This is a genomic window from Streptococcus catagoni (assembly GCF_011421425.1).
Classification (GTDB): Bacteria; Bacillota; Bacilli; order Lactobacillales; family Streptococcaceae; genus Streptococcus; species Streptococcus catagoni.
Genome location: NZ_WPCW01000003.1, coordinates 53,055 through 77,793, shown reverse-complemented (window position 1 = coordinate 77,793; position 24,739 = coordinate 53,055). Strand labels below are relative to the sequence as shown.

Sequence of the window (24,739 nt, the reverse complement as noted above, 5' to 3'; positions counted from 1 at the left end):
GTTAATGTAAATGAGAATATTGATATATCTATAATCTGGAGAAATGATCTTTACTCAGGATCATTACTTTTTGGCTTACTATTTCTCAAAAAATTTTATGTAGACAAAGTTATTAGCCAAGCAAGTAAGCCATAACCAGATTGATTGTTCTAAGTAACTAGAGTAACAAAGTTACTGGCAGACAATCAAAACTATATTGAAGAAAGAGTCTCTCTTCAATATACCATGAGTAAATTTTAAATAACATTAATAGTTTGAGGAGTAATAGATGAATAAAAGAATATACAAATTAATCCTAACATTGCTTTGTGGACTCTTCCTATTTTTTGGACAAAATAGTATATTTGCTACTAGTCCCTATGATGAAACAGAGTCGGTAGTATTTGAGGGGCAACAATCCTATTTTAAATTTAATGATCGTGATATTACCAAATATATTGTTAATAATCGCTGGGCAAAAAACATTGTCTTCACTGAAGCTGAAAAAAAGATGATGTATGCTTATACTTACAATCAGGCTACGCCTATAAATTCAGAAATAGATAGAGTCAAAGGAGATATTAAACAGTTAGCTCCGGACTTGCAAGAGAAAATAGCTCTATTAGATCAAGCCACTCACAGAATGACCCTTCCTTGGAATATTATTCTTTATCGTTACGTTTATGAGAACTTCTTATTAGACATCGGTATAAGTCAATCCGACTTGGAAAAATATTATGTCAATAAACAATTTAATCCAGAGATACTAAGGGAAATAGTAGCTGGTACCCACTATAGCAAGTATAGCTTTATGAGTACTACAGCTATCAAAGACGCAGCCATGGCGCATCGCCCTATAGAACTCAAACTTAGGGTTAAAAGAGGCGCGCATGCAGCCTTTGTTGAACCCTATTCTTATTTTCCGTCAGAACTTGAATTTTTACTGCCAAGAGGAGGTCAATTAGAGGTCATAGGAGCATACCTATCAGAAGATAAGAAAAAGCTAAATATTGAGGTTGACTTTAAGAGTAGTTTATAAAACTAGCTTTATCATATATGATAAGGGACTGAGAAAAAGTCCCTTTTATCTTGCCTTGATTTCTTCTTTTGGCAATCCTTACAATAATGATAGCGATTGATATTGTTTGAAAAGTAATTATGTTATAATAGAAAAAAGGAGTATATATGACTGTTACCGTAAAAAAGTTAGTTGATAAGGTCAAATTGGATGTTGTTTTTGCTACCGATGATCTACTCAACAAAGTGATAGCCACATCAGATATTTCCCGTCCAGGCTTAGAAATGACAGGCTATTTTGATTACTACTCACCAGAGCGTATTCAATTGTTTGGGATGAAAGAGTGGTCTTATCTGACAAAGATGACCTCGCATAACCGTTACTCTGTTTTAAGAGAAATGTTTAAAAATGATACCCCAGCTGTAATTGTTTCCAGAGATCTCCCCATACCAGAAGAGATGCTCAAGGCTGCAAAAGAAGAGGGAATTGCCCTCCTTCGTAGTAAGGCTTCAACCAGTCGCCTATCTGGTGAGATATCTTATTTTTTAGATGCTTCCTTAGCTGAAAGAACCAGTGTACACGGCGTTCTAATGGATATCTATGGCATGGGAGTTTTAATCCAGGGAGATTCTGGCATTGGTAAAAGTGAAACAGGTTTAGAATTGGTCAAAAGAGGACACCGTTTGGTGGCAGATGACCGTGTTGACATCTATGCCAAGGATGAAGAAACACTTTGGGGTGAACCTGCAGAGATCCTTAGACACCTTCTGGAAATTAGAGGTGTCGGTATCATTGATGTTATGTCTTTATATGGGGCTAGCGCAGTAAAAGATTCTTCCCAAGTGCAGTTGGCTATCTACCTTGAAAACTTCGAAGCTGATAAGGTTTTTGATCGTCTAGGTAATGGCAATGAGGACGTGGATTTTGCTGGTGTTAAAATACCACGCATCAGAATCCCCGTTAAAACTGGTCGAAATGTCTCAGTCGTCATAGAAGCAGCTGCTATGAACTACCGGGCAAAACAGATGGGCTTTGATGCAACCAAAAGATTTGAAGACCGTCTGACAAAATTGATTAGTAAAAACGAGGAAAGCCAATGATTGATTCTGTAGCATTTCGAATTGGCCCCTTTGCTGTCCGTTGGTATGCTCTTTGTATCATGACCGGCTTGATCTTGGCAGTCTACTTAGCTTGTAAGGAAGCTCCAAGAAAAAATATGACCAGTGATGATATCATTGACTTTATACTCATTGCTTTTCCACTGGCCATTCTGGGCGCCAGACTCTATTACGTCCTTTTTGAATGGTCTTATTATTCCCAACATCTGGATGAAATCATTGCTGTTTGGAACGGTGGCATAGCAATCTATGGTGGACTTTTAACGGGAGCTCTTGTTTTATTTGTATTTTCTTACTATCGAGCCCTCAACCCCATCCACTTTTTAGATATTGCAGCGCCAGGCGTTTTGGTAGCTCAAGCCATTGGAAGGTGGGGCAATTTTGTTAATCAGGAAGCCTATGGCAGAGCAGTCAGCAATCTTGATTATTTACCAGCCTTTATACGAAGGCAGATGTATATTCAAGGCTCCTATCGGATACCCACTTTTTTATATGAGTCAGTATGGAACCTCGTTGGTTTTGTTTTGATCCTCATTTTAAGGAGAAAACCAAGGCTACTAAAAGATGGTGAAGTGGCAGCATTTTATCTGATTTGGTATGGCTTTGGCAGGTTCATTATTGAAGGTATGAGGACAGACAGCCTCATGTTTTATGGAATGCGCGTGTCCCAGATCCTATCTCTTATTTTGATAGTTTTTGGCCTTGCATTTATCATTATTAGACGACAAAAAAAGGATACACCCTATTACCAAAGGTAAGGAAAAAGGAGGCTTATATGGATTTAGTAGGTATTGCGTTGATTATTATAGCATTGGCATTTGTAGCATTGGTTATTTTTTTGATTCTTGTTTTGAAAAAAGTTTCTGAGACTATTGATGAAACGAAAAAGACCATTACAGTCTTAACCAGTGACGTCAATGTTACCCTTTACCAAACAAATGAAATTCTGGCTAAAGCAAATGTTTTAGTTGAAGACATTAATGGTAAGGTATCAACAATTGATCCATTGTTTGTTGCCATCGCTGATCTATCTGAAAGTGTGTCAGATTTAAATACTCATGCCAGACATTTCGGCAAACGTGCAAGTAGTGCAACAAGTAATGTTTCAAAGGCTAGCAAAGCAGCCATAATTGGAAAAGTGGCTTCTAAGGTATTTGGAAGAAAAGGAGAAAAATCATGAAAAACTTTTTTAGATCATTAATTATTGGTACTGCAACTGGTGTGGCAACAGCTTACTTTTTAAACACTGAAAAAGGTAAAAAAGTAAAGGCTAAGGTGGAAAAGGCCTATGAAGCCTATAAGGAAAATCCTGAAGAATACCACCAAATGGCCAAAGATAAGGGTTATGAATACAGTAACCTTGCCAAGGATACCTTCTATGACTACAAGCATAAGTTTGAAACTGGAGAATTAACGCCAGAACAGGTTTTTGAAACAGTTAAAGAAAAAGCCAACCAATTTGTCCAAAAGGCAGGCCAAGCCTTCACCGAAAATGAAGCTTCAGACACTAGTGATTCTGATGTCGATATTAATTTGACAGAAGATGATATCATTATTGATTACACAGAACTCAAATCAGGTCAAAGCCAGTTTGATAATAAAGAAGTGCATCCAAGTACCAAACTTGACGCACGAAGTGAACAATTTAGTGATAGCAAGATCAGCTCTGAAGAAATAGAAGAGAAAGTAGACTTGGCTTCTGAAGCCTTGGATTCAGAGCATAAATAATAAAAAGTTCTGGTTCAAACCAGAACTTTTTATGATAGAAATGTTTTTATTGTCTTTGATAGGAAAAAAGTCACTCCAAAGCTTAACAAACTTGAGAATAAGAAAGCCCATAATGGAGATAAATTTAAGGAGAGAAGGACAAAAGCAAATAGTACTGTGATCAGACTGAAAATAGCAATACGTGCAAAGAAAAAGAGTTCTTCTAACTTGGCACTTTGATTGTGTATTTCTTGAAAATCATGAAATTTGGGTTCTTGATCAATCTGTGACTCTTCAAATTCTTGATGCTTTTTCAACTGATTTGACATGGTCCTCTCCTTTCCCTTGAGATACTTAGTCATTTTAACATAAAATTACCTTTTTGTCATTCTTTTTTGAAATTTTTTTAAAAAAGCATAAAATGCTCCACAGGACAAGAAATATGCTCACAATTTAGTGAAAATTTGTTATAATGAACCTTATATGGAAAAAATAATTATAACTGCCACTGCTGAAAGTATTGAACAAGTTAAAGAACTTTTAGCAATTGGTGTCGACCGAATATATGTTGGAGAAGAGAATTATGGGTTACGTCTACCCCATAATTTTTCTTATGAGGAATTAAGACAGATTGCAGATCTTGTTCATCAAGCAGGAAAAGAATTAAGCATTGCCTGTAATGCCTTGATGCATCAAGATATGATGGATCAGATTAAGCCCTATTTGGACTTTTTAAAGAATATTCAAGTGGATTACCTAGTTGTTGGTGATGCAGGGCTTTTTTATCTTAATAAAAGAGATGGCTATAATTTCAAGCTGATCTATGATACCTCTGTATTTGTAACCTCAAGTAGACAGGTTAACTTCTGGGGAAAACAAGGGGCAGTCGAAACAGTTCTAGCAAGAGAAATCCCATCAGAAGAACTCTTTCTTTTAGCTGAGAATAGCCAATACCCAACAGAGGTTTTAGTTTATGGTGCTTCTGTTATCCACCATTCTAAAAGACCATTGTTAGATAATTACTATCATTTTACACATATTGAAGATGAAACAACAAGAGAAAGAGGCCTCTTTCTAGCTGAGCCTGGTGATCCTGACAGCCATTATTCTATCTATCAGGACAAGCACGGAACCCATATCTTCATCAACAATGATATTGATATGATGCCAAAATTAGCTGAGCTTTTTGATCACCAACTTAGGAACTGGAAGCTGGATGGTATCTATTGTCCAGGACAGTCTTTTGTATCTATCTGTTCTTTATTTGTTCAGGCAAAAGAGCTCTTGGAAAAGGGGCAATGGACAGCAGAAAAAGCAGAAGAACTGGATTTAGCTCTGCAGCACTTACACCCTAAGACCAGAGGTTTAGATACAGGTTTCTATGAATTTGATCCTGCAACAGTCAAATAAGAACTGATGACCCCTTTAGGTTACTCTAAAGGGGATAAAGATCAGTCTCAGTAAAAAAGTAGGGGTAGCTTCTCCCCTTTAGGTTAAGGAATAGTTTAAATGACAGAAAAGATAAAAAAACGACCAGAGGTTTTATCACCAGCTGGGACCCTAGAAAAATTAAAAGTTGCCATTGATTATGGCGCAGATGCTGTTTTTGTAGGCGGTCAGGCCTATGGCTTGCGTAGTCGAGCTGGGAACTTCTCAATGGAAGAACTGCAAGAAGGTATCGACTATGCCCATGCAAGAGATGCCAAGGTTTATGTTGCAGCCAACATGGTAACGCATGAAGGAAATGAAGTTGGAGCAGGAGAGTGGTTCCGACAATTACGAGACATGGGACTGGATGCTGTTATTATTTCTGACCCAGCCTTGATCGTGATTTGTTCAGAAGAAGCTCCAGGCTTGGAAATTCACTTATCTACCCAGGCCTCTTCAACCAATTATGAAACCTTTGAATTTTGGAAAGAGATGGGACTAACCCGGGTTGTCCTTGCTCGTGAAGTTAATATGGCTGAACTAGCTGAAATCCGTAAGCGTACAGAAATGGAAATTGAGGCCTTTGTTCATGGTGCCATGTGTATTTCTTATTCTGGCCGCTGTGTCCTTTCAAACCACATGAGCCATAGGGATGCCAACCGTGGGGGCTGTTCACAGTCTTGCAGATGGAAATATGATCTCTATGACCTTCCCTTTGGTTCTGAGCGTCGATCTCTAAAAGGAGAAATTCCAGAGGAGTATTCCATGTCCTCAGTGGATATGTGTATGTTGGAGCATATTCCTGACCTCATTGAAAACGGCGTAGACAGTTTGAAAATTGAAGGGCGGATGAAGTCCATTCATTATGTTTCCACCGTGACCAACTGCTACAAGGCCGCAGTTGATGCCTATATGGAAAGTCCTGAAAAATTCTATGCCATTAAAGAGGAATTAATAGACGAGCTTTGGAAGGTTGCTCAGCGTGAGCTGGCTACAGGTTTTTATTATGGTACACCTACTGAGAATGAGCAACTCTTTGGAGCACGCCGCAAAATACCACAATTTAAGTTTGTTGGTGAGGTTCTTGCATTTGACCCGGACAGCATGACTGCCACCATACGTCAACGCAATGTCATCCAAGAAGGTGATAAAATTGAATTTTATGGACCTGGCTTTAGGCATTTTGAAACAGTTGTTAAAGATTTGCATGATTCAGAAGGCCAAAAGATTGACCGTGCTCCAAATCCAATGGCCCTATTAACAATCAAACTACCAAAAGCTGTCAAGCCTGGTGATATGATTAGGGCTAATAAGGAAGGCCTGGTTAATCTCTATAAAAAGGATGGTAGGAGTCAAACCGTCAGAGCAAAAGCATAATAAAAAATTCTCCTGACCACAAGTCAGGAGATTCTTATTAGTGCTTAAGTTGACTGTCTTTAACAGTGCTTGGAACAAGGCTTACCTTGTCAATGTCAGATAAGGCAATGATGGCTGTTAAGTTTTTTTGAAAATTTTTCAAAAAGACCTGCCCCTTATCCTTGTCATATTTGACAATATCACCAGTAAAATGTTTGGCCTGATAAATGACATGAACGGGAATCTGCTTTTTTTGAGAATCCATGATAGTGGAAATGATTTGGTTTGATTTCAGACAGATATTTTGTTTTTGCTGAGGTTTTTTCTCTACAAAGTCATAAAGAGATGACCTTATTAGTTTTAAAAGTGATTTCATAGCCATTTTCCTTATAAATTGTTACAATAGTTTTATAGTATTTTACCCTAAAAGGGATAAATTTTAAAGAAAATACAGTTAAAATAAAAAAATTATTCTTATTTTCGAATAATAAGATAGGAGGCAAGCATATGTCAGAATTTAACTTTAAAATAGAAGAACACCTGATCACCCTTTCTGAAAGTGAGAAGGGGTGGACAAAAGAATTGAACAGAGTTTCCTTTAATGGGGCAGAGGCCAAATGGGACATTAGAACCTGGAGTCCAGACCATAGCAAGATGGGAAAAGGAATCACCTTTACCAATGAAGAGTTTAAGCTCTTAGTAGAAGAACTGAAAAAATAAACATTCCTTAAGGGGTGTTTATTTTATCCAATGAAAGACACCAGCAATCAAAACTTCGAAATAGCTTTTGTGAGCTGGGGTGGTGATTACCCAGAAGGTTCACCCTTCTATGGCTTATTTAATAGTAATTCCAACTACAACTATGGTAAGGTTTCTAACCCTGACTATGATCAGGCCTATCAGAAAGCTTTGTCAGTAGATGCCTTGGATAAGGATGCTGCCGCTGATGACTACAAGGCCGCAGAAAAAGCACTCTATGAAGGGGCACACTATAGTCCCCTATACAGTCTTGCAAATGAAGGCTTACAAAAGTCAGCTATCAAGGGACTTGTAAGAAATTCAACCGGCTTGGATGTTGATTTTACCCATGCACTAATCTGATAGGTAGATTTTAGCCCATATTTTTTAACTACTGCAGGCATACCTCCACTTTGCCCACTCAGATAATCTTCAACAACTTGACGTTTAAATTCATATGTATAACGTTGAAACCGACTTCCTTTTTTAGCCATAGAAAAAGAACCTCCTTATAAGAACAGTATAACTTTCTTTTTTATACTGTCCATTATAAGCGGTTCTTTTCAGCGGACTTATTTTTTGTTTCTAATACGGTCAGCTATTCCGATGATGACTAAAATCATACCAAAGGCCAGGAAAATAAGCTTATGGCTAAACAAGGCATAAAGGATAAAAATAGCTGCTGATAGATAAGATATATATTCCTTTTTCATATAAGTCTCCTATTTTACTTACTCTAACTATTGTAACATAAAATAGAGGGGAAACTCTAACAATCACAATTAACCTGGCAGCAACTGAGGTCTTCTAGAAACATCTGATTAGCCTTATAAAAATCAATTTCGTCTTGATCAAGTGCTATCTTTTCTCGCTCTGCAATGTGACAAATGATGGGTACAAAACGTTGACGGAACTTATAAATGTAGCAGAAAATCGTGTCTTCTTGCCTTAAGCTTGGTCCAATCAAAAAACAGTTCTCCATAAGGGTTGATTCATCATCTGGGGTGACCTGGGGTAGACCATTAGCATCATAGTCAAACAAGGGACTTCCCGAAATCAGCCGACTGCTATTTAAAAAGCCTGTTGCCAAAATAGGCTTATGCTTGGTTTTGGCATAGCTGCCATCTTCAAAACTAAGCTGATAGGCATCCTTAACTTTCTCAATTTTTTTGACTTTTTTCTTTTCATGAATATGAACCTTGTAGGCTTTATTTTCTCTAATATGCTTAAGCCTCTCTTTAGTGATGGGCGAGAGAGAAATACTAGGATCAGGATTTGTTTCTTTATCACCAAATCTATCAGTGAAAAGGTGGACCTCATTTCCGAGATAGGCCAGGTGTGTCAGTGCATCACAGCCACTTTCATTTCCTCCAATGACAATAAAGGGATCTTCAGACTTCACATGGAAGCTTTCAATCTCACCATAATGCATGGCCAATTCAGCCCCTTCAATGTTAGATTTATTGGGCAACTGAAATTCTCCGCAGGCCATAATCAGATAGTCTGAAGAGTAGCTTTCCCTATCACTAGTGATGATAAAGCGTCCATTTTCCTTTTGGATCTGGCTGACCTTGGTATTAAGAGAAATAGGTAATTGATAGTGAGCTGCGACCATTTGCAGATACTCTGCGTACTCCTTACCACTGAGGTGCTCTTTCTCAAAAGAAAAAGCTGGTGAAGTATCAGGAGCAATGGCATTTAAGTCGGGAAAGCCAAAGCCATTACTGGTAAAAGAAGGCGTGATAAAATGAGTCGTCTTTGGCCATTTTAAGAAGCTGTCGCCAATAAAACCTTTTTCCACAATCAAAAAGTCATCTATCTTTAATCTCTTTAGTGCAACACCAAAGCCAATGCCAGAAGCACCTGCACCAATAATCATGAGTTTATAATGTTTCATCTTATCCTCCTTGACAATTATAAATCTTTAGGGTAATATACTTAACCAGTTAACTATATTAGTGTAACAAATGGACTAATCTTTGTAAAGGAAGGACTAACCTTGTTTTTATTATTATGCATACTGTTTATGTGGCTGATGATCTTTGGCCTCTGCTGTTTTTACTTTGGCGCTTTGGATAAAAAACTCAGCTCTCATATCATCTTTCAATTTGTATATTCTGCCCTGATAACCTCTCTGATCTGGTATATAGGGGGCTATGGTATCAGCTTTAAGGACAATCTCTTCTGGTCCTTTAGCCCTAAAGAACTCAGTCTGGAAGAAATACTCTCATTTCTTTTTCAGTTGTGCTTTTGTCTATATGCTGTGCAGATGTTAATAGGCTCCATCATTGATCGGGTACAGACCAAGAAGTTAATGCTCACTGTTAGCCTTTGGATCCTATTTGTCTACTGTCCCTTGGCTTATCTGATCTGGAATCCTCATGGCTTTTTATATGAGCTGGGCGTCAAAGATTTTTCTGGTGGCATGGTCGTCCATCTGTCAGCTGGCCTATCCAGTTACCTTTTAGCCTATTATATAGGAGGAACACCCCATCAGCATAAAGAAGAAAGAGACGAGTGGACCTTTATTGGTATGATCTTTGTGACCAGCGGCTGGTTTGGCTTTAATGCTGGACCTGTAGGAGTACTAAATCAGGCAGCAGGACAGGTTCTCTTAAATACTCTCTTAGCTATTATCTCTGGTGCCATTGCTTGGACCCTAGCTGATTATCTGCTCTACAAAAGGAAATCCGCCTCTAAACTCCTAAATGGCATGGTGGTTGGTCTAGTGACCAGCACCTCAGCTGTTGGCTACGTCAATAGCTACCAGATGCTAATCCTGACCTTTTTGGCCAGTCTCTTAACCTATCTGCTATCCCTCTTTGTAGCTAGGAAATGGCCAGATATTGATGATGTGGTTGATTCCTTTGCCATGAATGGCCTTGGTGGCTGCTTGGGGAGCTTGGGAACAGGGCTCATATTCTTTAAAGAACTGCCTGTACAGCTACTTGCCATCTGCCTAACCATCTTCTTGTCACTAACTGTTACCAGCTTACTGGGAAGAGTTATCTTAAGGAAATAAGTGATAGGCCCTTGGTGGCCTATTTTTTAGTTAAAGCTCTTTTGTCTAAAAGACTTATGAAAGTTAGATACTATAATTAAAAAATCTGACAAAAGTATATGAAAGAAGACTTTATTAAGCTTTCTGACAGGACTGTTTGGAAAAAACTGAAAAACCATAAAAGCTTATTTTCATTTAACCTCAATTCTATCACTTTTTTTGCCAATCACATTTATCAATCATATTAAAGTAAAAGGTTAATAAGATTAGAGAAAAGTATTGGCTGTATATATAGTGGTTCTTGGCGATTTAACCAGTTAAGGTTAGGTCCAACAAGAATGGAGGAAAAACAAAACATGAAACTTTCTAAAGGACATTTTAGAACATGGAAATCAGGTAAACAATGACTCTATATGGGAGCTGTAACGCTTGGGTTGCTAGCAGGAGGCACTTCTGTTTCAGCAAATACAACAACACAAGGTGGAATCACTTACCCACCAGGAGCTAGCCCCTACCCACTAGGTCAAGATCCTAATAAGGTAACCTATCCACTAGGGACAGACCCTGTTCCACCAGGAGAACACATAAATAAAGAAGACAATGGTCCAAAACAAGACATACCGGAAATAAAAGAGGATGACGAGTCTCTTCAAGGAGATCACTCATAGAATGAAGAAATTCTAGGGGAACCCTCAGACTATGAGCGTCCTCAAGGTGACCAACCAGGAGGAGATACAACCGAAGAGGAACGAGACAGAAAAGAAAAAGAAGAAAAAGATAAAAAGGATAAAGATAAAAATGGGCTAACTGAGGGCGAAGAGGAAGAAGATATTGACAAACCATTTCATACAAGAACACCAGAAGAATTGTTTAGACAAGGGAAGAAAGATGGAAAAACAGATGGAGCTGCTCATAAGAGTAGAGAACGCTATAGGGGTGAACCTGCCGATAAGCCAGGAGAAAAATATCATGGTGGAGGCTTAGAAAAGAATAATAATGAAAGAATTGCTTACGACCAAGGTTATGGAAATGGTTTTGAGATAGTTATAATTGTTATTTGAAATTAGAAGGTTATGAGGGTTATTAAAAAAATAACATCCTAATCTAACTTTCCCCTTTTCTCACTATTTATCCCCCATATAAATAAAGAAGTTCTTTCTATTCTCCTAAGTTTATATCCTATTTAAAAAGGACTTTTAGTCCTAGATTAATTATTGTCAATGATAAAGAGTAAGAATAAATGCTTGTCTCAGCTAATTCCTTTCTCTTTAAGCAAAAAGCGCTCTCTCTGTACTGAGGGCGCTTTTGTTATCTTATCTTAGAGGAAGTTGGCCTATCTTAGGGCTGGTCTTCCTTTTTTAGTTTTTTATCCGGCCTTGATCAACGACCAATCGTCCTGATTTGTAAACCTGATCAATGAGGTTGGTAGCAAAGAAATAGAAGGGGAAGTCGCAATTTGCCGCGTCAAAGATAGCAATATCAGCCTTTTTTCCTGGGTCAAAACTACCCACTTCTTGCTGGCGTTGAACAGAGTAGGCAGCATTGATAGTCACTGCATTTAGGACCTCAACAGGGCTTAGTTTCATCATAAAGCAGCCGAGTTGCATAATGAATTGCAGGTTGGCTGTCGGACAAGATCCTGGGTTACTATCTGTTGCTAGAGTAATGGCCATGCCTGCTTCAATCATCTTCTTAGCAGGGGCATAGGTATCTTCCATTAGGCTAAAGGTTGTGGCTGGCAAGAGGTTGCCAATAACCTTGGCCTCTTTTAATCTTTCAATGCCATGATCTGTAATCATCATCAGATGTTCGGCACTGACTGCTCCTAGATCTGCGGCCACATCAACACCACCAATAGATTCAATCTCATCAGCATGAATCCGTAATTTAAAGCCTAGCTCTTTTGCCTTAGACAAGAGCTCATAGGACTCTTCTGCGGTGAAGACGCCCTTCTCACAGAAGATATCACAAAATTCTGCTAAATTTTCTTCCTTTACTTTTGGCAGCATCTCATTGATAATCAGGTCTAGGTATTCCTGAGATTTGCCCTTGTATTCACTAGGGACAGCGTGAGCTGCCATAAAAGTAGAAATAAGATCAACCAGATGATCAGCATCTAATTTTTTGATGACTTCTAGCTGCCGTTTTTCTGTTTCCCAATCAAGACCATAGCCACTTTTAGCCTCCACAGTGGTTACCCCATGAAGAAGCATATAATCTAAGAGTTTTTTAGATTTGTCATATAGATTGTCAAAAGAAGCTTGGCGTGTCGCCCTTACAGTACTTAAGATCCCACCGCCTTGGGCTAGGATATCAAGATAAGGAACTCCGGCTAACTTTTTAGCAAATTCATGCTCACGACTGCCCCCGTAGACCAAATGGGTATGGCAATCAATTAAACCTGGGGTCGCTATTTTCCCTTCATAGGAGATGACCTTGGTACGAGGTCCCATCAGCTTGGCATCAGGTTGGCCACTACCGACTGCTAAGATTTTCCCATCTTTGATGGCTATATAACCATCTTCAATGATCTCAGCTTTCTTCATTTCCTCACCATAGAGTGGGTGTCCCAAATCCTTGGGACAAAATATTTGGTTGAAGTGAACCAATAATAAATCAGCCGTCATAATTTTTCTCCTTATACTATATTATATAAAATACATCTAAATACTAGTAAAAAAACGTCTAATTTTGGTCAAAAAATAAAAAAACTACTTTATTTTAAAAAAATCGGTCATTTAATAGAAAACTAGACAGATTATCGACGGGGCTTTTTTACACTAGGTTTAAAAATAAAACATCCTTGTGATGAAAATTTAGGAGGCTTTCTATGACACACTACAGTGAAGCTGATATTTCAGCAGCAATGACTGTTAAACTGGATGATGTTTTGCCTGAAAAAACAGTTTTTCAGGAAGGCATCCGTCGAGCACCTGATAGAGGTTTTCGTTTAAGTCAAGAACAAACTGAAACAGCACTAAAAAACGCCCTTCGTTATATTCCAAAAAAATTCCACAAAGAAGTTATTCCAGAATTTCTTGAAGAATTAAAAACCCGAGGCCGGATTTACGGCTACAGATGGCGTCCTAAAGAAAGAATCTATGGCAAACCCATTGATGATTATAAGGGAAATTGCACAGCAGCTAAGGCCATGCAAGTTATGATCGATAATAACCTTTCTTTTGAAATTGCCCTTTATCCCTATGAATTGGTGACCTATGGAGAAACAGGTTCAGTTTGTGCCAACTGGATGCAGTACAACTTGATCAAAAAATACTTAGAAGTGATGACTGAAAACCAAACCCTAGTAGTTGAGTCAGGACATCCCCTAGGTCTCTTTAAATCCAAACCAGAAGCACCCCGTGTTATCATTACCAATGGTCTCTTAGTTGGTGAATATGACAACATGAAAGATTGGGAAATTGCTGAAGAAATGGGTGTTACCAACTATGGACAGATGACTGCTGGTGGTTGGATGTACATAGGTCCTCAAGGTATCGTCCATGGTACATTTAATACCTTGCTCAATGCAGGTCGCCTAAAATTAGGTGTTCCAGATGATGGTGACTTGACTGGTAAATTATTTATTTCTTCAGGTCTTGGAGGCATGAGTGGAGCACAAGGGAAGGCTGCTGAAATTGCTAAGGCAGTTGCCATTATTGCAGAAGTTGATGCATCCCGCATTGAAACTCGCCACTCTCAAGGCTGGATTAGTCAGGTTGCTGAATCTGCAGAAGAAGCTCTTAGCCTAGCTCAAAAAGCTAAGGAAGCGAAAGAATCTACATCTATTGCTTACCATGGTAACATCGTTGACTTGTTAGAATATGTCAATGACCATAACATTCATGTGGACTTGTTATCAGACCAAACCTCCTGTCACAATGTCTACAGTGGCGGCTATTGCCCAGTAGATATTAGCTTTGAAGAAAGAACCCGTCTCTTAGCTGAGGATAAGGAAAAATTTGTCCAACTAGTGGATAAAACCTTAGAACGTCATTTCAAAGCCATTAAAGCATTAACAAACAATGGTACCTATTTCTTTGACTATGGTAATGCCTTTATGAAATCAGTCTTTGACTCAGGGGTTAAAGAAATTTCAAGAAATGGTTACGATGATAAGGACGGCTTTATCTGGCCTTCCTACGTTGAAGATATCATGGGTCCAATGCTCTTTGACTATGGTTATGGACCTTTCCGTTGGGTCTGCTTGAGTGGTAAGCATGAGGACTTGGTCGCAACAGACCACGCCGCTATGGAGGCTATTGATCCTGAACGCCGTTACCAAGATCGTGACAATTACAATTGGATCCGCGATGCTGAAAAGAATCAACTAGTTGTGGGAACAGAGGCTCGTATTTTATATCAAGACTGCATGGGCCGTGTTAATATTGCCCTTAAATTTAACGAACTCATTCGCCAAGGCAAGATTGGTCCTGTCATGATTGGTCGTGACCACCATGACGTATCAGGTACTGATTCACCATTCCGTGAAACCTCAAATATCAAGGATGGTTCAAATGTCTGTGCAGATATGGCTGTCCAATGTTATGCAGGTAATGCAGCTCGTGGTATGAGCCTTGTAGCCCTTCATAATGGTGGTGGTACTGGTATTGGTAAGGCCATTAATGGTGGCTTTGGCTTGGTGCTTGATGGAAGTGAAAGAATAGACGAAATTATCAAGTCAGCTATTGCCTGGGATACCATGGGTGGTGTAGCAAGACGTAACTGGGCTCGTAATGACAATGCCATTGAAACAGCCATTGAGTATAACAAATTACGTGAAGGTACAGATCACATTACCATCCCATATCTAACAGATGAAGACCTCATCAAAGAAGCAGTAGCCGATTTATTTAAGTAGTAAAAAGCAGCTAGTAGGACTCCACGGAGTCCTCTAGCCTGGTCTGCTTACAAAAAAGTAAACCTTAATAAATAGTAGGATTATATGAAAATATAATGCATTTCATTGACCAAAGGAGGAAGAAAATGTCAAAAATTGTCGAATGTATCCCCAACTTTTCTGAAGGACGTAATCAAGACGTCATTGAAGGCTTGGTGAAAACTGCAAAGAGCGTCCCAGGTGTAACCCTCTTAGATTATTCATCAGACGCCAATCACAACCGTAGTGTCTTTACCCTTGTCGGGGATGAAGTAAACATTCAAGAAGTTGCCTTTCAGTTGGTAAAATATGCTAGTGAACATATTGATATGACCAAACATCAGGGGGAACACCCACGGATGGGGGCAACAGACGTTTTACCTTTTGTTCCAATCAAAGATATTGATACCAAAGAATGTGTTGAGATTTCTAAGAAAGTTGCTGAACGCATTAACAATGAACTACAGATTCCAATTTTCCTTTATGAAGATTCAGCAAGTCGTCCAGAACGTCAAAACCTTGCCAAGGTTCGTAAGGGTCAATTTGAAGGCATGCCAGAAAAACTCTTGGAAGAAGATTGGGCACCGGACTTTGGAGAACGCAAGATCCACCCAACAGCTGGTATCACTGCAGTAGGTGCACGTATGCCCCTAGTTGCCTTTAATGTTAACCTTGATACAGACAATGTCGAAGTGGCTAAGAAGATTGCAAAAATTATCCGTGGCTCATCAGGTGGCTACAAATACTGTAAGGGTATTGGCCTCATGCTTGAAGACCGTAACATAGCTCAGGTTTCAATGAATATGGTCAACTTTGAGAAATGTTCTCTTTACCGTACCTTTGAAACCATTAAATTTGAGGCACGCCGCTATGGTGTTAATATTATTGGTTCAGAAATCATTGGACTTGCCCCAGCCAAAGCCTTGGTAGACGTGGCAGAATACTATCTACAAGTTGAAGACTTTGATTACCATAAACAAATTTTAGAAAACCATCTTTTGGGTTAGAAAGGACTAGATTCAGATGAAATTAGTCGATTTAAATCTCTATGAATTTGCACAGGTTCTAGGTTCAGACGCACCGGCACCAGGAGGAGGTTCAGCAGCAGCGCTCTCAGCAGCCAATGGTATTTCCCTAACCAAGATGGTCTGTGAATTAACCCTGGGAAAAAAGAAATATGCTGACGATCAAGAATTGATTACAAAGGTTCATCAAGAATCAACTGCTCTACAAACAGACCTCTTAACTGCCATTGACAAGGATACTGAAGCTTTCAATATGGTTTCTGCAGTCTTTGATATGCCAAAAGAAACAGACGAAGATAAGGCAGCAAGACGCAAAGCCATGCAAAAGGCTCTAAAAGAAGCGACCAAATCACCCTATGCTATGATGGAAAAGATCGTCCAAGCTCTTAAGGTAACTCAAGAAGCTGTGGGACATTCCAATACTAATGCGGCCAGTGATTTAGGCGTTTCAGCCTTAAATCTAAAGGCAGGTTTACAAGGAGCTTGGTTAAATGTCTTAATTAATCTTGCAGGCATTAAAGATAGCCAATTCGTTAATGACTACAAGCAAAATGGACAAGGCCTATTATATGAAGGTAGTCGTTTAGCTGATGACATTTACCAAGAAGTACTCAAAAGTTTATAAGTTCTTATAAAGTAAAGGAGAAAAAATGGTGCTATCAGATATAGAAATTGCAAATTCGGTTGAGATGAGCCCAATTACTGAAGTGGCAGAATCAATTGGCATTGAAGAAGATGCTCTAACCCTCTATGGTAAGTATAAGGCAAAAATAGATGCCAAGCAGTTAACCAAACTAAAAGATCACAAAGATGGCAAACTGATTCTTGTGACTGCCATTTCACCAACACCTGCTGGAGAAGGAAAAACAACCACATCTGTAGGTTTGGTAGATGCTTTATCACACATTGGTAAAAAAGCAGTCATTGCTCTAAGAGAGCCTTCCCTAGGACCAGTCTTTGGTGTCAAAGGTGGTGCTGCTGGTGGTGGCCACGCACAGGTCGTACCCATGGAAGATATCAATTTACACTTCACTGGAGACTTCCATGCCATTGGCATTGCCAACAACCTCCTAGCTGCCTTGATAGATAATCATATCCACCATGGAAATAGCTTAGGCATAGATTCTCGTCGGATTACCTGGAAACGTGTCGTTGATATGAATGATAGACAACTACGTCATATCGTTGACGGCCTACAGGGTAAGGTCAACGGTGTGCCACGTGAAGATGGCTATGATATCACCGTAGCTTCTGAAATTATGGCTATCCTTTGTCTGTCGGAATCCATCTCCGATCTCAAAGCCAGACTGGAAAAAATTATCATTGGTTATAATTTCCAAGGTGAGCCTGTAACGGCAGGTGATCTTAAGGCTGCTGGTGCAATGGCTGCCCTACTTAAGGAAGCCATCCATCCTAACCTTGTCCAAACCTTAGAACACACCCCAGCTATCATTCATGGCGGTCCTTTTGCCAATATTGCCCATGGCTGTAACAGTGTTCTAGCTACTAAGCTTGCCTTGAAATACGCCGATTATGCCGTGACAGAAGCAGGCTTTGGAGCTGATTTGGGGGCAGAAAAATTTATTGATATCAAGTGCCGCTTGTCTGGCCTTCGTCCTTCAGCAGTTGTCTTAGTGGCTACCATCCGTGCCCTCAAGATGCATGGTGGTGTCTTGAAAGCAGATCTAGCAGAAGAAAATATAGAGGCTGTCATAGATGGCCTACCAAACCTAGATAAACACTTAGAAAATATCCAAGAAGTCTATGGCCTACCAGTGGTAGTGGCTATTAATAAGTTCCCACTAGACACAGAAGCTGAATTACAGGCTGTTTATGATGCCTGTGAAAAACGTGGAGTTAAAGTTGTCATCTCTGACGTTTGGGCAAATGGCGGAGCAGGTGGCAGTGAGCTGGCTGAAAAAGTCGTAGACTTAGCTGAAAAAGAAAACCATTTCAGCTATGTCTATGATGAAACTGATTCCATTGAAACAAAACTGAATAAGATTGTAACCAAGGTTTATGGAGGTAAAGGCATTAGCTTAACCCCAGCAGCTAAAAGAGAAATGAAGGAACTAGAAAGACTAGGATTTGGAAACTATCCAATCTGTATGGCTAAAACCCAATATTCATTCTCAGATGATGCTAAGAAACTTGGAGCACCTAAGGATTTCACTGTTAAAATTTCAAACTTAAAGGTTTCTGCAGGAGCTGGCTTTATTGTTGCTCTTACTGGTGCTGTCATGACTATGCCTGGGCTTCCAAAGGTTCCAGCCAGTGAAAAAATTGATATTGATGATGATGGCAATATCAGTGGCCTATTCTAAAAAGTTGAGTTAAAGATGATAGACATTAAAATAGTGACTGATAATGATTTTAAGGAGTCCCTTTGGTCAGGAGGAAAGACAAGAGAACTCTTGATTTTTCCTCGTTCAAGTAGCTACAAAGAAAAAAATTTTGATTACCGCTTATCCACTGCCAGTGTGGAAGAACCGACAACAGTCTTTTCAGATGTCAGTAGTTATCATCGTTTGATTATGACTCTTGATCATTCCATTAGCTTAAAAAATGCTGATAAAAAGGAAGTGAAGATCTTACAGCCTTTTGAAAGCTATTATTTTGAAGGACATGAAAAAGTTTTCAGCGTAGGAGAATGTAAAGATTTCAATTTGATGTATAATAATAAGTATGACGGTCAGATAATGGCCATTGCTAGCAATAACGATCCTATTTGTGGCAATAATCCTATCCAGATCATTTATGCTTTAAATGATTTAAATTATCAAATTGAAGGGAAAGATAGCGGATTTTTACAAGCAAATAATTTACTTATAGTTAAACAAAACACTCAAGCAGCAAAGATAAGGATTCATCTATCACCGATCCATGATGGAAAAAAATCAATGCTGGCTGTTTGGACAGGGTTATCATACAGAAATGGATTAAGTTTGCATGATTTATAGCTCTTTAAGGAGGAGCAATATTATGGATTCAAAAAAAATTAGCGCAAAAGAAAGAGAAGATGCTAAATTTTCTTTAAGCGGTGCAACATTGTACGGTATCAATGCTGTAATTGGCTCTGGAATCTTTCTTTTACCACAGAGTATTTATAAAGGCTTAGGACCTGCTTCTATCCTTGTTATGTTGGGAACAGCAATCTTAACCATTATGCTGGCTGTCTGTTTTGCAGAAGTTTCTGGCTATTTTGGGAAAAATGGCGGAGCTTTCCAATACTCAAAACATGCATTTGGAGATTTCATTGGCTTTAACGTGGGCATCTTAGGCTGGGCTGTTACCATATTTGCTTGGGCAGCCATGGCGGCTGGATTTGCTAAGATGTTTATCATTACTTTTCCTTCCTTTGAAGGATGGAATATCCCCTTATCAGTTGGCCTAGTGATCTTACTATCCTTGATGAACGTTGCGGGTTTGAAAACATCAAAAATTTTAACCATTACAGCAACCATTGCTAAATTAATTCCAATAGTTGCCTTCTCAGTTTGTGCCATTTTCTTCTTTAAAAATGGACTTGGAAACTTTACACCATTTGTTCAATTAGAATCAGGACAAAGTCTGTTTAGTGCGGCATCAAAAACAGCCGTTTACATCTTCTATGGCTTCATTGGATTTGAAACCCTATCTATTGTTGCCGGTGAAATGAGAAAGCCTGAAAAAAATGTTCCCCGTGCTATCCTCAGTTCAATTACCATTGTATCTGTACTTTACATGTTGATTATTGGTGGAACCATTGCCATGCTTGGTGGTAGTATTATGAATTCAAATGCTCCAGTTCAGGACGCCTTTGTTAAAATGATTGGCCCTGCTGGTGCTTGGATGGTGTCCATTGGTGCCCTTATTTCAATCACTGGCTTGAACATGGGTGAATCTATCATGGTACCTCGTTTTGGTGCTGCCATTGCAGATGAAGGCTTATTGCCAGCTAAAATTGCAGAGCAAAATAAAAATGGTGCTCCAATAGTTGCTATTGCTATTGCAAGTTCCATTGCTATTGTCCTATTGTTAACAGGTTCCTTTGAAACCTTAGCTACCCTTAGTGTTGTCTTTCGTTTCTTCCAATACATCCCTACAGCTTTAGCTGTTATCAAAATGCGTAAATTAGAACCAAATACAGAAGTTACCTTCCGTGTTCCATTTGGTCCAGTTATTCCTATTGTTGCTGTTATTATTAGTTTATTGATGATTGTCGGAGACAATCCAATGAATCTCTTCTATGGATTAGTCGGAGTAGCAATCGCAAGTACAATTTATTACGTCATGCATGGACGTAAGGGCCACGTCAGTAAGGTTGATCACCATGATGGTGTTTAGGAGGTCGTAAATATGTCAAAAATGATTAATTTAGATGGAAAAAGTTTAACTCTTGAAGATGTTGTAGCAGTAGCGCGTGATGGTGTCAAATGTCAGATTGATGAAGCAGCCAAAGAAGATGTCAAAGAATCACGTAAGATCGTTGATGATATCGTCAAGGAAAAACGTGTTGTCTATGGGATTAATACTGGTTTTGGCTCCCTATGTAATGTCAGTATTTCACCTGAAGATACAACACAGTTACAAGAAAACTTAATTAGAACCCACTCTAGTGGTTTTGGTAACCCCTTACCAGAAGATGCGGTTCGTGCCATCATGTTAATTAGAATTAATTCATTGGTTAAAGGCTTTTCAGGCATACGTTTGTCAACTATTGAAAAATTACTTGAACTTTTGAATAATGGCGTTCATCCTTATATCCCTGAAAAAGGCTCACTAGGTGCTTCTGGTGACTTGGCACCTCTAGCTCATATGGTTCTTCCTGTTCTAGGCTTAGGTAAGGCCTATTACAAGGGTGAACTACTAACTGGTAAAGAAGCCTTGAAAAAAGCTGGCATTGAACCTATTGAACTAGCTGCCAAAGAAGGACTTGCTCTCATTAATGGAACAACTGTCCTAACAGCTATTGGTGCACTAGCAACCTATGATGCTATCCAGTTATTGAAGATATCTGATATTGCTGGGGCTCTGTCATTAGAAGTTCATAATGGTATCACCAGCCCATTTGAAGAACAACTTCATACTATCCGTCCACAAAGTGGCCAATTGGCCACAGCTCGCAACATGCGTAACTTAATTGAAGGAAGTAAGAATACAACAGAAGCAACCCAAGATCATGTACAAGATCCTTATACCCTTCGTTGTATCCCACAAATTCACGGGGCAAGCAAGGACTCTATTGCCTATGTTAAGGAAAAGGTAGAAATTGAAATCAATTCTGTTACAGATAACCCAATTATCTGTAAAAATGGTCATGTTATCTCTGGAGGGAACTTCCACGGTGAACCAATGGCTCAACCTTTTGACTTCCTGGGAATTGCTATTTCAGAAATTGGTAATGTCTCTGAACGCCGTGTTGAACGTCTGGTTAATACCAACCTAAGTAAATTACCATCCTTCCTAGTAAAACACCCAGGTTTGAACTCAGGCTTTATGATAACCCAATATGCCTGCGCAGCCCTAGCTTCTGAAAATAAGGTCCTCTCTCACCCAGCAAGTGTGGATTCTATTCCATCTTGTGAAAACCAAGAAGACTTCGTAAGTATGGGGACAATTGCAGCGCGTAAAGCTAGTGAAATCCTGAAGAATTCACGTCGCATTGTGGCAACTGAAATTCTAGCAGCCTGCCAAGCCCTTGATCTAAAACCTGAAAATGGACAGCTTGGTAAGGGTACTAAACCGGCTTATGACCAAATCCGCAAGGCCATTAAATTCATTGAATTTGATAAGGATATTGAAATCTACGATGAATTGAATAAGGCCTCAGAGGTGATTGAAAGTAAAGAATTCTTGGCTGCTGTGGAAGAGGTTGTTGACCTCTCTATTCAATATTAAAAACATGTGATTGTCCGCCTTCAAATACTTGAGATGCTTTCTTAACTTAAGAAGCTCTGCTATTTCAAGAAGCGGCAAAAAGGAAAAAGAGTTTGTAAGTACTTCGGTCTTTCAGGCTCTTCCTTTTTTTAATAGGCTATTTGACAGTCCAAAAGCTATTTGGTTATAATATGTCCGTAAAAGAAGAAAGTGTCATTTGTAAAGGAGAAATCTTGAACTATCAAGAAACATTAAAGTGGATTCATAGTAAGGTGAAAATGGGTGAAAAACCCGGTCTAAAGAGGGTGGAATGGTTATTAAAACAATTTGGCAATCCTCATAGAGACTTAGCTGCCATCCATCTTGTTGGAACCAATGGAAAGGGCTCCACAGTCTCTTACCTTCAACATATCTTCAGTCAGAGTGGTTATGAGGTGGGAACCTTTACCTCGCCTTTTATTGTTGAGTTTAGAGAACGGATCTCTGTCAATGGTAAAATGATAGCTGAAAAAGAGCTGATTGACTTGGTTGAGCAGGTCAAGCCTGTGGTTGAACGCCTTCCAAAGGAAACGCCTTATAGCCCAGCAACGGAATTTGAAATTATCACAGTCATGATGTTTCTTTATTTTACAAGGATACGCCCTGTTGATATTGCCATCATTGAAGCTGGTCTGGGTGGTTTATGGGATGCCACCAATGTTTTTCATGCTTTAGCTGTTTTATGTCCCTCAATTGGCTTAGACCATCAGGAATTTTTAGGGCATAGCCATAAGGAAATAGCCAAACAAAAGATTGGCGTCTTAAAAGCTGGTGAACCCTTTATTTATGCTACAGATCGTGATGATGTGGCGGCAGTTTTTAAAGAGACCTGTCAGCTTACTGGAAGCCCAAGTTACCAATTGGATAAGGACTTTTTCATTAGTCACAATTTGGCTAGCTTTGATTTTAAATATAAGGATACTGAAATCAAGGACATTAAGCTAGCCATGCTAGGAGAACACCAAAAGGCTAATGCAGCTCTGGCAACCATGGCAAGTCTTCTGCTAAGAGAAAAATATGCCAAGCTTAGTCTGGATACTATCAAAGAGGGTTTAGAAAAGACTAAATGGGTGGGACGTACAGAATTTTTAGGTTCTCACTTGATGATAGATGGTGCTCACAATATGGAAAGCATAGAAGTCTTGGTAGACCTATTAAAGAGCAGCTTTTCTGCTAAAAAAGTTCACCTCTTGTTCTCTGCTGTAAAGAAAAAACCTGTCAACGCTATGTTAGATAAACTAGAAGAAGTAGGAGATGTGACGGTGACTAGCTTCCCATTTCCTAAAGCTCTGCCATTAGAAGCATATCCTGAAAAATTTCCAACTGTTTCTAACTTTGAATCTTGGTTGCAAAGGTTGGATCAGGCCAAGGAAAATGACTTGTTTGTGGTAACTGGTTCCCTTTATTTTATTTCACAGGTTCGTCAAGCAGTCCTTGAAAAGAAAGAAAAGGCAGATGACAAATAAGTTGTCTGATAGGAATAGTAATGACTTCAGTGATCACATATAGAAAGGTAAGGATAGGATGCTAAAAAACTATTTCCCTAGAAGATATAGTTATTATCAAGGGGCCATAGAAGATGACTTATATAATGCCAAATGGGGAATGCTGATTCAATTTTTGGATTTAAATAAGGAGGATCTAAGCCCATTTGAAGGGGTTAATTTTGCCCTCATTGGCTTTAAAAGTGATAAGGGTGTCTATATTAACCATGGTCGTGTCGGAGCAGTAGAAGGCCCTGATGCCATTAGAACTCAGGTAGCCAAGCTGCCCTGGCATTTTGGCCAAAGTGTTAGGATCTATGATGTTGGGGATATTGATGGTCCCAACAGAACACTGGAAGAACTACAGATGAGCCTGGCTCAAGCTGTCAGACGCCTAAGGGCTCTTAACCTGATTCCCATAGTTCTGGGTGGAGGGCATGAAACAGCCTTTGGGCATTATCTGGGCTTGAAAAATTCCATTGATTCAGAAAAAGAACTGGCTGTTATTAACATGGATGCCCACTTTGATTTGCGTCCCTATGATCAAACAGGACCAAATTCAGGAACAGGCTTTAGGCAAATGTTTGATTATAGTCTAAATGCCAATCAAGTCTTTCCCTATATGGTTCTAGGCATCCAGGAACACAGTAATAATTTGTTTTTATTTGACTTTGTAGCCAAGTCAAAAGCCATTCAATTTTTAACAGGGCAAGATATCCATAGTCTTGGTAATCAAAAGGTTTGCCAGAAAGTTGATGACTTTCTAAGGGACAGACCTTACCTGTATCTAACTATTGATATGGATTGTTTCTCCGCAGGCTATGCCCCTGGGGTCAGTGCCATCCAATCTCTTGGCCTAGATCCTCAATTAGCCTTGCCGATCTTGCAGCATATTGCTGCCAGTGGCAAATTGATTGGCTTTGATATTGTAGAAGTTTCACCACCTCATGATATTGACAACCACACAGCTAATTTGGCTGCTACCCTTATTTTTTATTTGACCCAGGTTCTGGCTCAAAAGCAGATTGCACATTAAAATAAGCCACTAGTTTTTAAAGAACTAGTGGCTTTGTCATGTAGAAAAAGTATCTTATAACAAGTTTATGAA

The 24,739-nt window shown here is 39.2% G+C and carries 25 protein-coding genes and 1 pseudogene; 21 read left to right on the top strand and 5 right to left on the bottom strand.

Annotation, left to right across the window (positions count from 1 at the left end; translation table 11 throughout):
- Positions 1–268 precede the first annotated feature (268 nt).
- The 5 genes from HBN42_RS06485 (at position 269) to HBN42_RS06465 (ending at position 3,843) form a co-directional block, all read left to right on the top strand.
- On the top strand, positions 269–1,018 hold the full coding sequence (locus HBN42_RS06485) for an ADP-ribosyltransferase (protein ID WP_165994260.1): 750 nt from the start codon (positions 269–271) through the stop codon (positions 1,016–1,018).
- Positions 1,019–1,164: 146 nt separating this feature from the next.
- Entirely contained in the window at positions 1,165–2,097 is a 933-nt protein-coding gene (gene hprK, locus HBN42_RS06480) for an HPr(Ser) kinase/phosphatase (RefSeq protein ID WP_165994259.1), read from the top strand.
- Complete coding sequence (gene lgt / locus HBN42_RS06475) at positions 2,094–2,873, top strand: prolipoprotein diacylglyceryl transferase (RefSeq protein ID WP_165994258.1); 780 nt, start codon at positions 2,094–2,096, stop codon at positions 2,871–2,873. The genes hprK and lgt overlap by 4 nt, the downstream gene beginning before the upstream one ends.
- A gap of 17 nt (positions 2,874–2,890) precedes the next feature.
- Positions 2,891–3,295 carry a DUF948 domain-containing protein gene (locus HBN42_RS06470; protein ID WP_165994257.1) on the top strand — a complete coding sequence of 135 codons (405 nt, stop codon included), beginning with the start codon at positions 2,891–2,893 and terminating at the stop codon, positions 3,293–3,295.
- Positions 3,292–3,843, top strand: a complete 552-nt coding sequence (locus HBN42_RS06465; RefSeq protein ID WP_165994256.1) for a YtxH domain-containing protein — start codon at positions 3,292–3,294, stop codon at positions 3,841–3,843. Before HBN42_RS06470 ends, HBN42_RS06465 begins: the two co-directional genes overlap by 4 nt.
- 29 nt (positions 3,844–3,872) lie before the next feature.
- Here the strand turns inward: HBN42_RS06465 and HBN42_RS06460 are convergent, their stop codons facing one another.
- Positions 3,873–4,151 (bottom strand): DUF3270 domain-containing protein, encoded by a 279-nt coding sequence (locus HBN42_RS06460; protein ID WP_165994255.1) that lies wholly within the window; start codon positions 4,149–4,151, stop codon positions 3,873–3,875.
- 154 nt (positions 4,152–4,305) lie between these two features.
- On the opposite strand from HBN42_RS06460, the gene HBN42_RS06455 reads away from it, so the two are divergent.
- Together HBN42_RS06455 and HBN42_RS06450 are read left to right on the top strand one after the other, a co-directional pair.
- Positions 4,306–5,232 (top strand): peptidase U32 family protein, encoded by a 927-nt coding sequence (locus tag HBN42_RS06455; protein WP_165994254.1) that lies wholly within the window; start codon positions 4,306–4,308, stop codon positions 5,230–5,232.
- A gap of 99 nt (positions 5,233–5,331) precedes the next feature.
- Positions 5,332–6,627, top strand: a complete 1,296-nt coding sequence (locus HBN42_RS06450; protein WP_165994253.1) for a peptidase U32 family protein — start codon at positions 5,332–5,334, stop codon at positions 6,625–6,627.
- Positions 6,628–6,664: 37 nt separating this feature from the next.
- Here HBN42_RS06450 and HBN42_RS06445 read toward each other — a convergent pair whose 3' ends face one another.
- Positions 6,665–6,982 carry a hypothetical protein gene (locus HBN42_RS06445; protein WP_165994252.1) on the bottom strand — a complete coding sequence of 106 codons (318 nt, stop codon included), beginning with the start codon at positions 6,980–6,982 and terminating at the stop codon, positions 6,665–6,667.
- 131 nt (positions 6,983–7,113) lie between these two features.
- On the opposite strand from HBN42_RS06445, the gene HBN42_RS06440 reads away from it, so the two are divergent.
- Together HBN42_RS06440 and HBN42_RS06435 are read left to right on the top strand one after the other, a co-directional pair.
- Complete coding sequence (locus HBN42_RS06440) at positions 7,114–7,326, top strand: YdbC family protein (RefSeq protein ID WP_165994251.1); 213 nt, start codon at positions 7,114–7,116, stop codon at positions 7,324–7,326.
- A 30-nt stretch (positions 7,327–7,356) separates the two neighbouring features.
- Positions 7,357–7,707: pseudogene (locus tag HBN42_RS06435) on the top strand (peptide ABC transporter substrate-binding protein); the annotation flags it as partial.
- A 209-nt stretch (positions 7,708–7,916) separates the two neighbouring features.
- Here HBN42_RS06435 and HBN42_RS06430 read toward each other — a convergent pair.
- On the bottom strand, positions 7,917–8,057 hold the full coding sequence (locus HBN42_RS06430) for a hypothetical protein (protein WP_165994250.1): 141 nt from the start codon (positions 8,055–8,057) through the stop codon (positions 7,917–7,919).
- Positions 8,058–8,113: 56 nt separating this feature from the next.
- Positions 8,114–9,241, bottom strand: a complete 1,128-nt coding sequence (locus HBN42_RS06425) for an NAD(P)/FAD-dependent oxidoreductase (protein ID WP_165994249.1) — start codon at positions 9,239–9,241, stop codon at positions 8,114–8,116.
- Positions 9,242–9,343: 102 nt separating this feature from the next.
- Between HBN42_RS06425 and HBN42_RS06420 the strand changes: the two genes are divergently transcribed.
- The 3 genes from HBN42_RS06420 (at position 9,344) to HBN42_RS06410 (ending at position 11,406) form a co-directional block, all read left to right on the top strand.
- On the top strand, positions 9,344–10,366 hold the full coding sequence (locus HBN42_RS06420; RefSeq protein WP_165994248.1) for an ammonium transporter: 1,023 nt from the start codon (positions 9,344–9,346) through the stop codon (positions 10,364–10,366).
- Between the two features lie 392 nt (positions 10,367–10,758).
- Positions 10,759–11,013: a hypothetical protein gene (locus HBN42_RS06415; RefSeq protein WP_165994247.1), complete on the top strand. Its 255-nt coding sequence runs from the start codon at positions 10,759–10,761 to the stop codon at positions 11,011–11,013.
- 198 nt (positions 11,014–11,211) lie between these two features.
- Positions 11,212–11,406, top strand: a complete 195-nt coding sequence (locus HBN42_RS06410; protein WP_165994246.1) for a hypothetical protein — start codon at positions 11,212–11,214, stop codon at positions 11,404–11,406.
- Positions 11,407–11,703: 297 nt separating this feature from the next.
- Here the strand turns inward: HBN42_RS06410 and hutI are convergent, their stop codons facing one another.
- Positions 11,704–12,972 (bottom strand): imidazolonepropionase, encoded by a 1,269-nt coding sequence (gene hutI, locus HBN42_RS06405; protein WP_165994245.1) that lies wholly within the window; start codon positions 12,970–12,972, stop codon positions 11,704–11,706.
- 203 nt (positions 12,973–13,175) lie between these two features.
- On the opposite strand from hutI, the gene HBN42_RS06400 reads away from it, so the two are divergent.
- From HBN42_RS06400 to hutG, 9 genes are all read left to right on the top strand, one after another.
- Positions 13,176–15,206 (top strand): urocanate hydratase, encoded by a 2,031-nt coding sequence (locus tag HBN42_RS06400; RefSeq protein WP_165994244.1) that lies wholly within the window; start codon positions 13,176–13,178, stop codon positions 15,204–15,206.
- A 125-nt stretch (positions 15,207–15,331) separates the two neighbouring features.
- Entirely contained in the window at positions 15,332–16,231 is a 900-nt protein-coding gene (gene ftcD / locus HBN42_RS06395; protein ID WP_165994243.1) for a glutamate formimidoyltransferase, read from the top strand.
- A gap of 16 nt (positions 16,232–16,247) precedes the next feature.
- Entirely contained in the window at positions 16,248–16,874 is a 627-nt protein-coding gene (locus HBN42_RS06390) for a cyclodeaminase/cyclohydrolase family protein (RefSeq protein ID WP_165994242.1), read from the top strand.
- A gap of 25 nt (positions 16,875–16,899) precedes the next feature.
- Positions 16,900–18,573, top strand: coding sequence for a formate--tetrahydrofolate ligase (locus HBN42_RS06385; RefSeq protein ID WP_165994241.1), 1,674 nt, complete (start codon positions 16,900–16,902; stop codon positions 18,571–18,573).
- A gap of 15 nt (positions 18,574–18,588) precedes the next feature.
- A complete protein-coding gene (locus HBN42_RS06380; RefSeq protein ID WP_165994240.1) occupies positions 18,589–19,209 on the top strand; it encodes a HutD family protein in 621 nt (206 codons plus the stop codon).
- A gap of 22 nt (positions 19,210–19,231) precedes the next feature.
- A complete protein-coding gene (locus tag HBN42_RS06375; protein WP_165994239.1) occupies positions 19,232–20,575 on the top strand; it encodes an APC family permease in 1,344 nt (447 codons plus the stop codon).
- A gap of 12 nt (positions 20,576–20,587) precedes the next feature.
- Positions 20,588–22,129: a histidine ammonia-lyase gene (gene hutH, locus HBN42_RS06370; RefSeq protein WP_165994238.1), complete on the top strand. Its 1,542-nt coding sequence runs from the start codon at positions 20,588–20,590 to the stop codon at positions 22,127–22,129.
- A 212-nt stretch (positions 22,130–22,341) separates the two neighbouring features.
- A complete protein-coding gene (locus HBN42_RS06365; protein WP_165994237.1) occupies positions 22,342–23,613 on the top strand; it encodes a bifunctional folylpolyglutamate synthase/dihydrofolate synthase in 1,272 nt (423 codons plus the stop codon).
- A 58-nt stretch (positions 23,614–23,671) separates the two neighbouring features.
- Positions 23,672–24,667 carry a formimidoylglutamase gene (gene hutG / locus HBN42_RS06360; RefSeq protein ID WP_165994236.1) on the top strand — a complete coding sequence of 332 codons (996 nt, stop codon included), beginning with the start codon at positions 23,672–23,674 and terminating at the stop codon, positions 24,665–24,667.
- Positions 24,668–24,739: the final 72 nt, after the last annotated feature.

What these genes read in the sequence shown, in the direction of transcription:
- HBN42_RS06390 (WP_165994242.1), top strand. Translation starts at nt 16,248, where the DNA reads ATGAAATTAGTCGATTTAAATCTCTATGAATTTGCACAGGTTCTAGGT.
- HBN42_RS06460 (WP_165994255.1), bottom strand. Translation starts at nt 4,151, where the DNA reads ATGTCAAATCAGTTGAAAAAGCATCAAGAATTTGAAGAGTCACAGATT.
- HBN42_RS06375 (WP_165994239.1), top strand. Translation starts at nt 19,232, where the DNA reads ATGGATTCAAAAAAAATTAGCGCAAAAGAAAGAGAAGATGCTAAATTT.
- HBN42_RS06485 (WP_165994260.1), top strand. Translation starts at nt 269, where the DNA reads ATGAATAAAAGAATATACAAATTAATCCTAACATTGCTTTGTGGACTC.
- HBN42_RS06430 (WP_165994250.1), bottom strand. Translation starts at nt 8,057, where the DNA reads ATGAAAAAGGAATATATATCTTATCTATCAGCAGCTATTTTTATCCTT.
- hutH (WP_165994238.1), top strand. Translation starts at nt 20,588, where the DNA reads ATGTCAAAAATGATTAATTTAGATGGAAAAAGTTTAACTCTTGAAGAT.
- HBN42_RS06385 (WP_165994241.1), top strand. Translation starts at nt 16,900, where the DNA reads ATGGTGCTATCAGATATAGAAATTGCAAATTCGGTTGAGATGAGCCCA.
- HBN42_RS06470 (WP_165994257.1), top strand. Translation starts at nt 2,891, where the DNA reads ATGGATTTAGTAGGTATTGCGTTGATTATTATAGCATTGGCATTTGTA.
- hutG (WP_165994236.1), top strand. Translation starts at nt 23,672, where the DNA reads ATGCTAAAAAACTATTTCCCTAGAAGATATAGTTATTATCAAGGGGCC.
- HBN42_RS06415 (WP_165994247.1), top strand. Translation starts at nt 10,759, where the DNA reads ATGGGAGCTGTAACGCTTGGGTTGCTAGCAGGAGGCACTTCTGTTTCA.
- HBN42_RS06450 (WP_165994253.1), top strand. Translation starts at nt 5,332, where the DNA reads ATGACAGAAAAGATAAAAAAACGACCAGAGGTTTTATCACCAGCTGGG.
- ftcD (WP_165994243.1), top strand. Translation starts at nt 15,332, where the DNA reads ATGTCAAAAATTGTCGAATGTATCCCCAACTTTTCTGAAGGACGTAAT.
- HBN42_RS06445 (WP_165994252.1), bottom strand. Translation starts at nt 6,982, where the DNA reads ATGAAATCACTTTTAAAACTAATAAGGTCATCTCTTTATGACTTTGTA.
- HBN42_RS06380 (WP_165994240.1), top strand. Translation starts at nt 18,589, where the DNA reads ATGATAGACATTAAAATAGTGACTGATAATGATTTTAAGGAGTCCCTT.
- hprK (WP_165994259.1), top strand. Translation starts at nt 1,165, where the DNA reads ATGACTGTTACCGTAAAAAAGTTAGTTGATAAGGTCAAATTGGATGTT.
- HBN42_RS06465 (WP_165994256.1), top strand. Translation starts at nt 3,292, where the DNA reads ATGAAAAACTTTTTTAGATCATTAATTATTGGTACTGCAACTGGTGTG.
- hutI (WP_165994245.1), bottom strand. Translation starts at nt 12,972, where the DNA reads ATGACGGCTGATTTATTATTGGTTCACTTCAACCAAATATTTTGTCCC.
- lgt (WP_165994258.1), top strand. Translation starts at nt 2,094, where the DNA reads ATGATTGATTCTGTAGCATTTCGAATTGGCCCCTTTGCTGTCCGTTGG.
- HBN42_RS06425 (WP_165994249.1), bottom strand. Translation starts at nt 9,241, where the DNA reads ATGAAACATTATAAACTCATGATTATTGGTGCAGGTGCTTCTGGCATT.
- HBN42_RS06455 (WP_165994254.1), top strand. Translation starts at nt 4,306, where the DNA reads ATGGAAAAAATAATTATAACTGCCACTGCTGAAAGTATTGAACAAGTT.
- HBN42_RS06400 (WP_165994244.1), top strand. Translation starts at nt 13,176, where the DNA reads ATGACACACTACAGTGAAGCTGATATTTCAGCAGCAATGACTGTTAAA.
- HBN42_RS06440 (WP_165994251.1), top strand. Translation starts at nt 7,114, where the DNA reads ATGTCAGAATTTAACTTTAAAATAGAAGAACACCTGATCACCCTTTCT.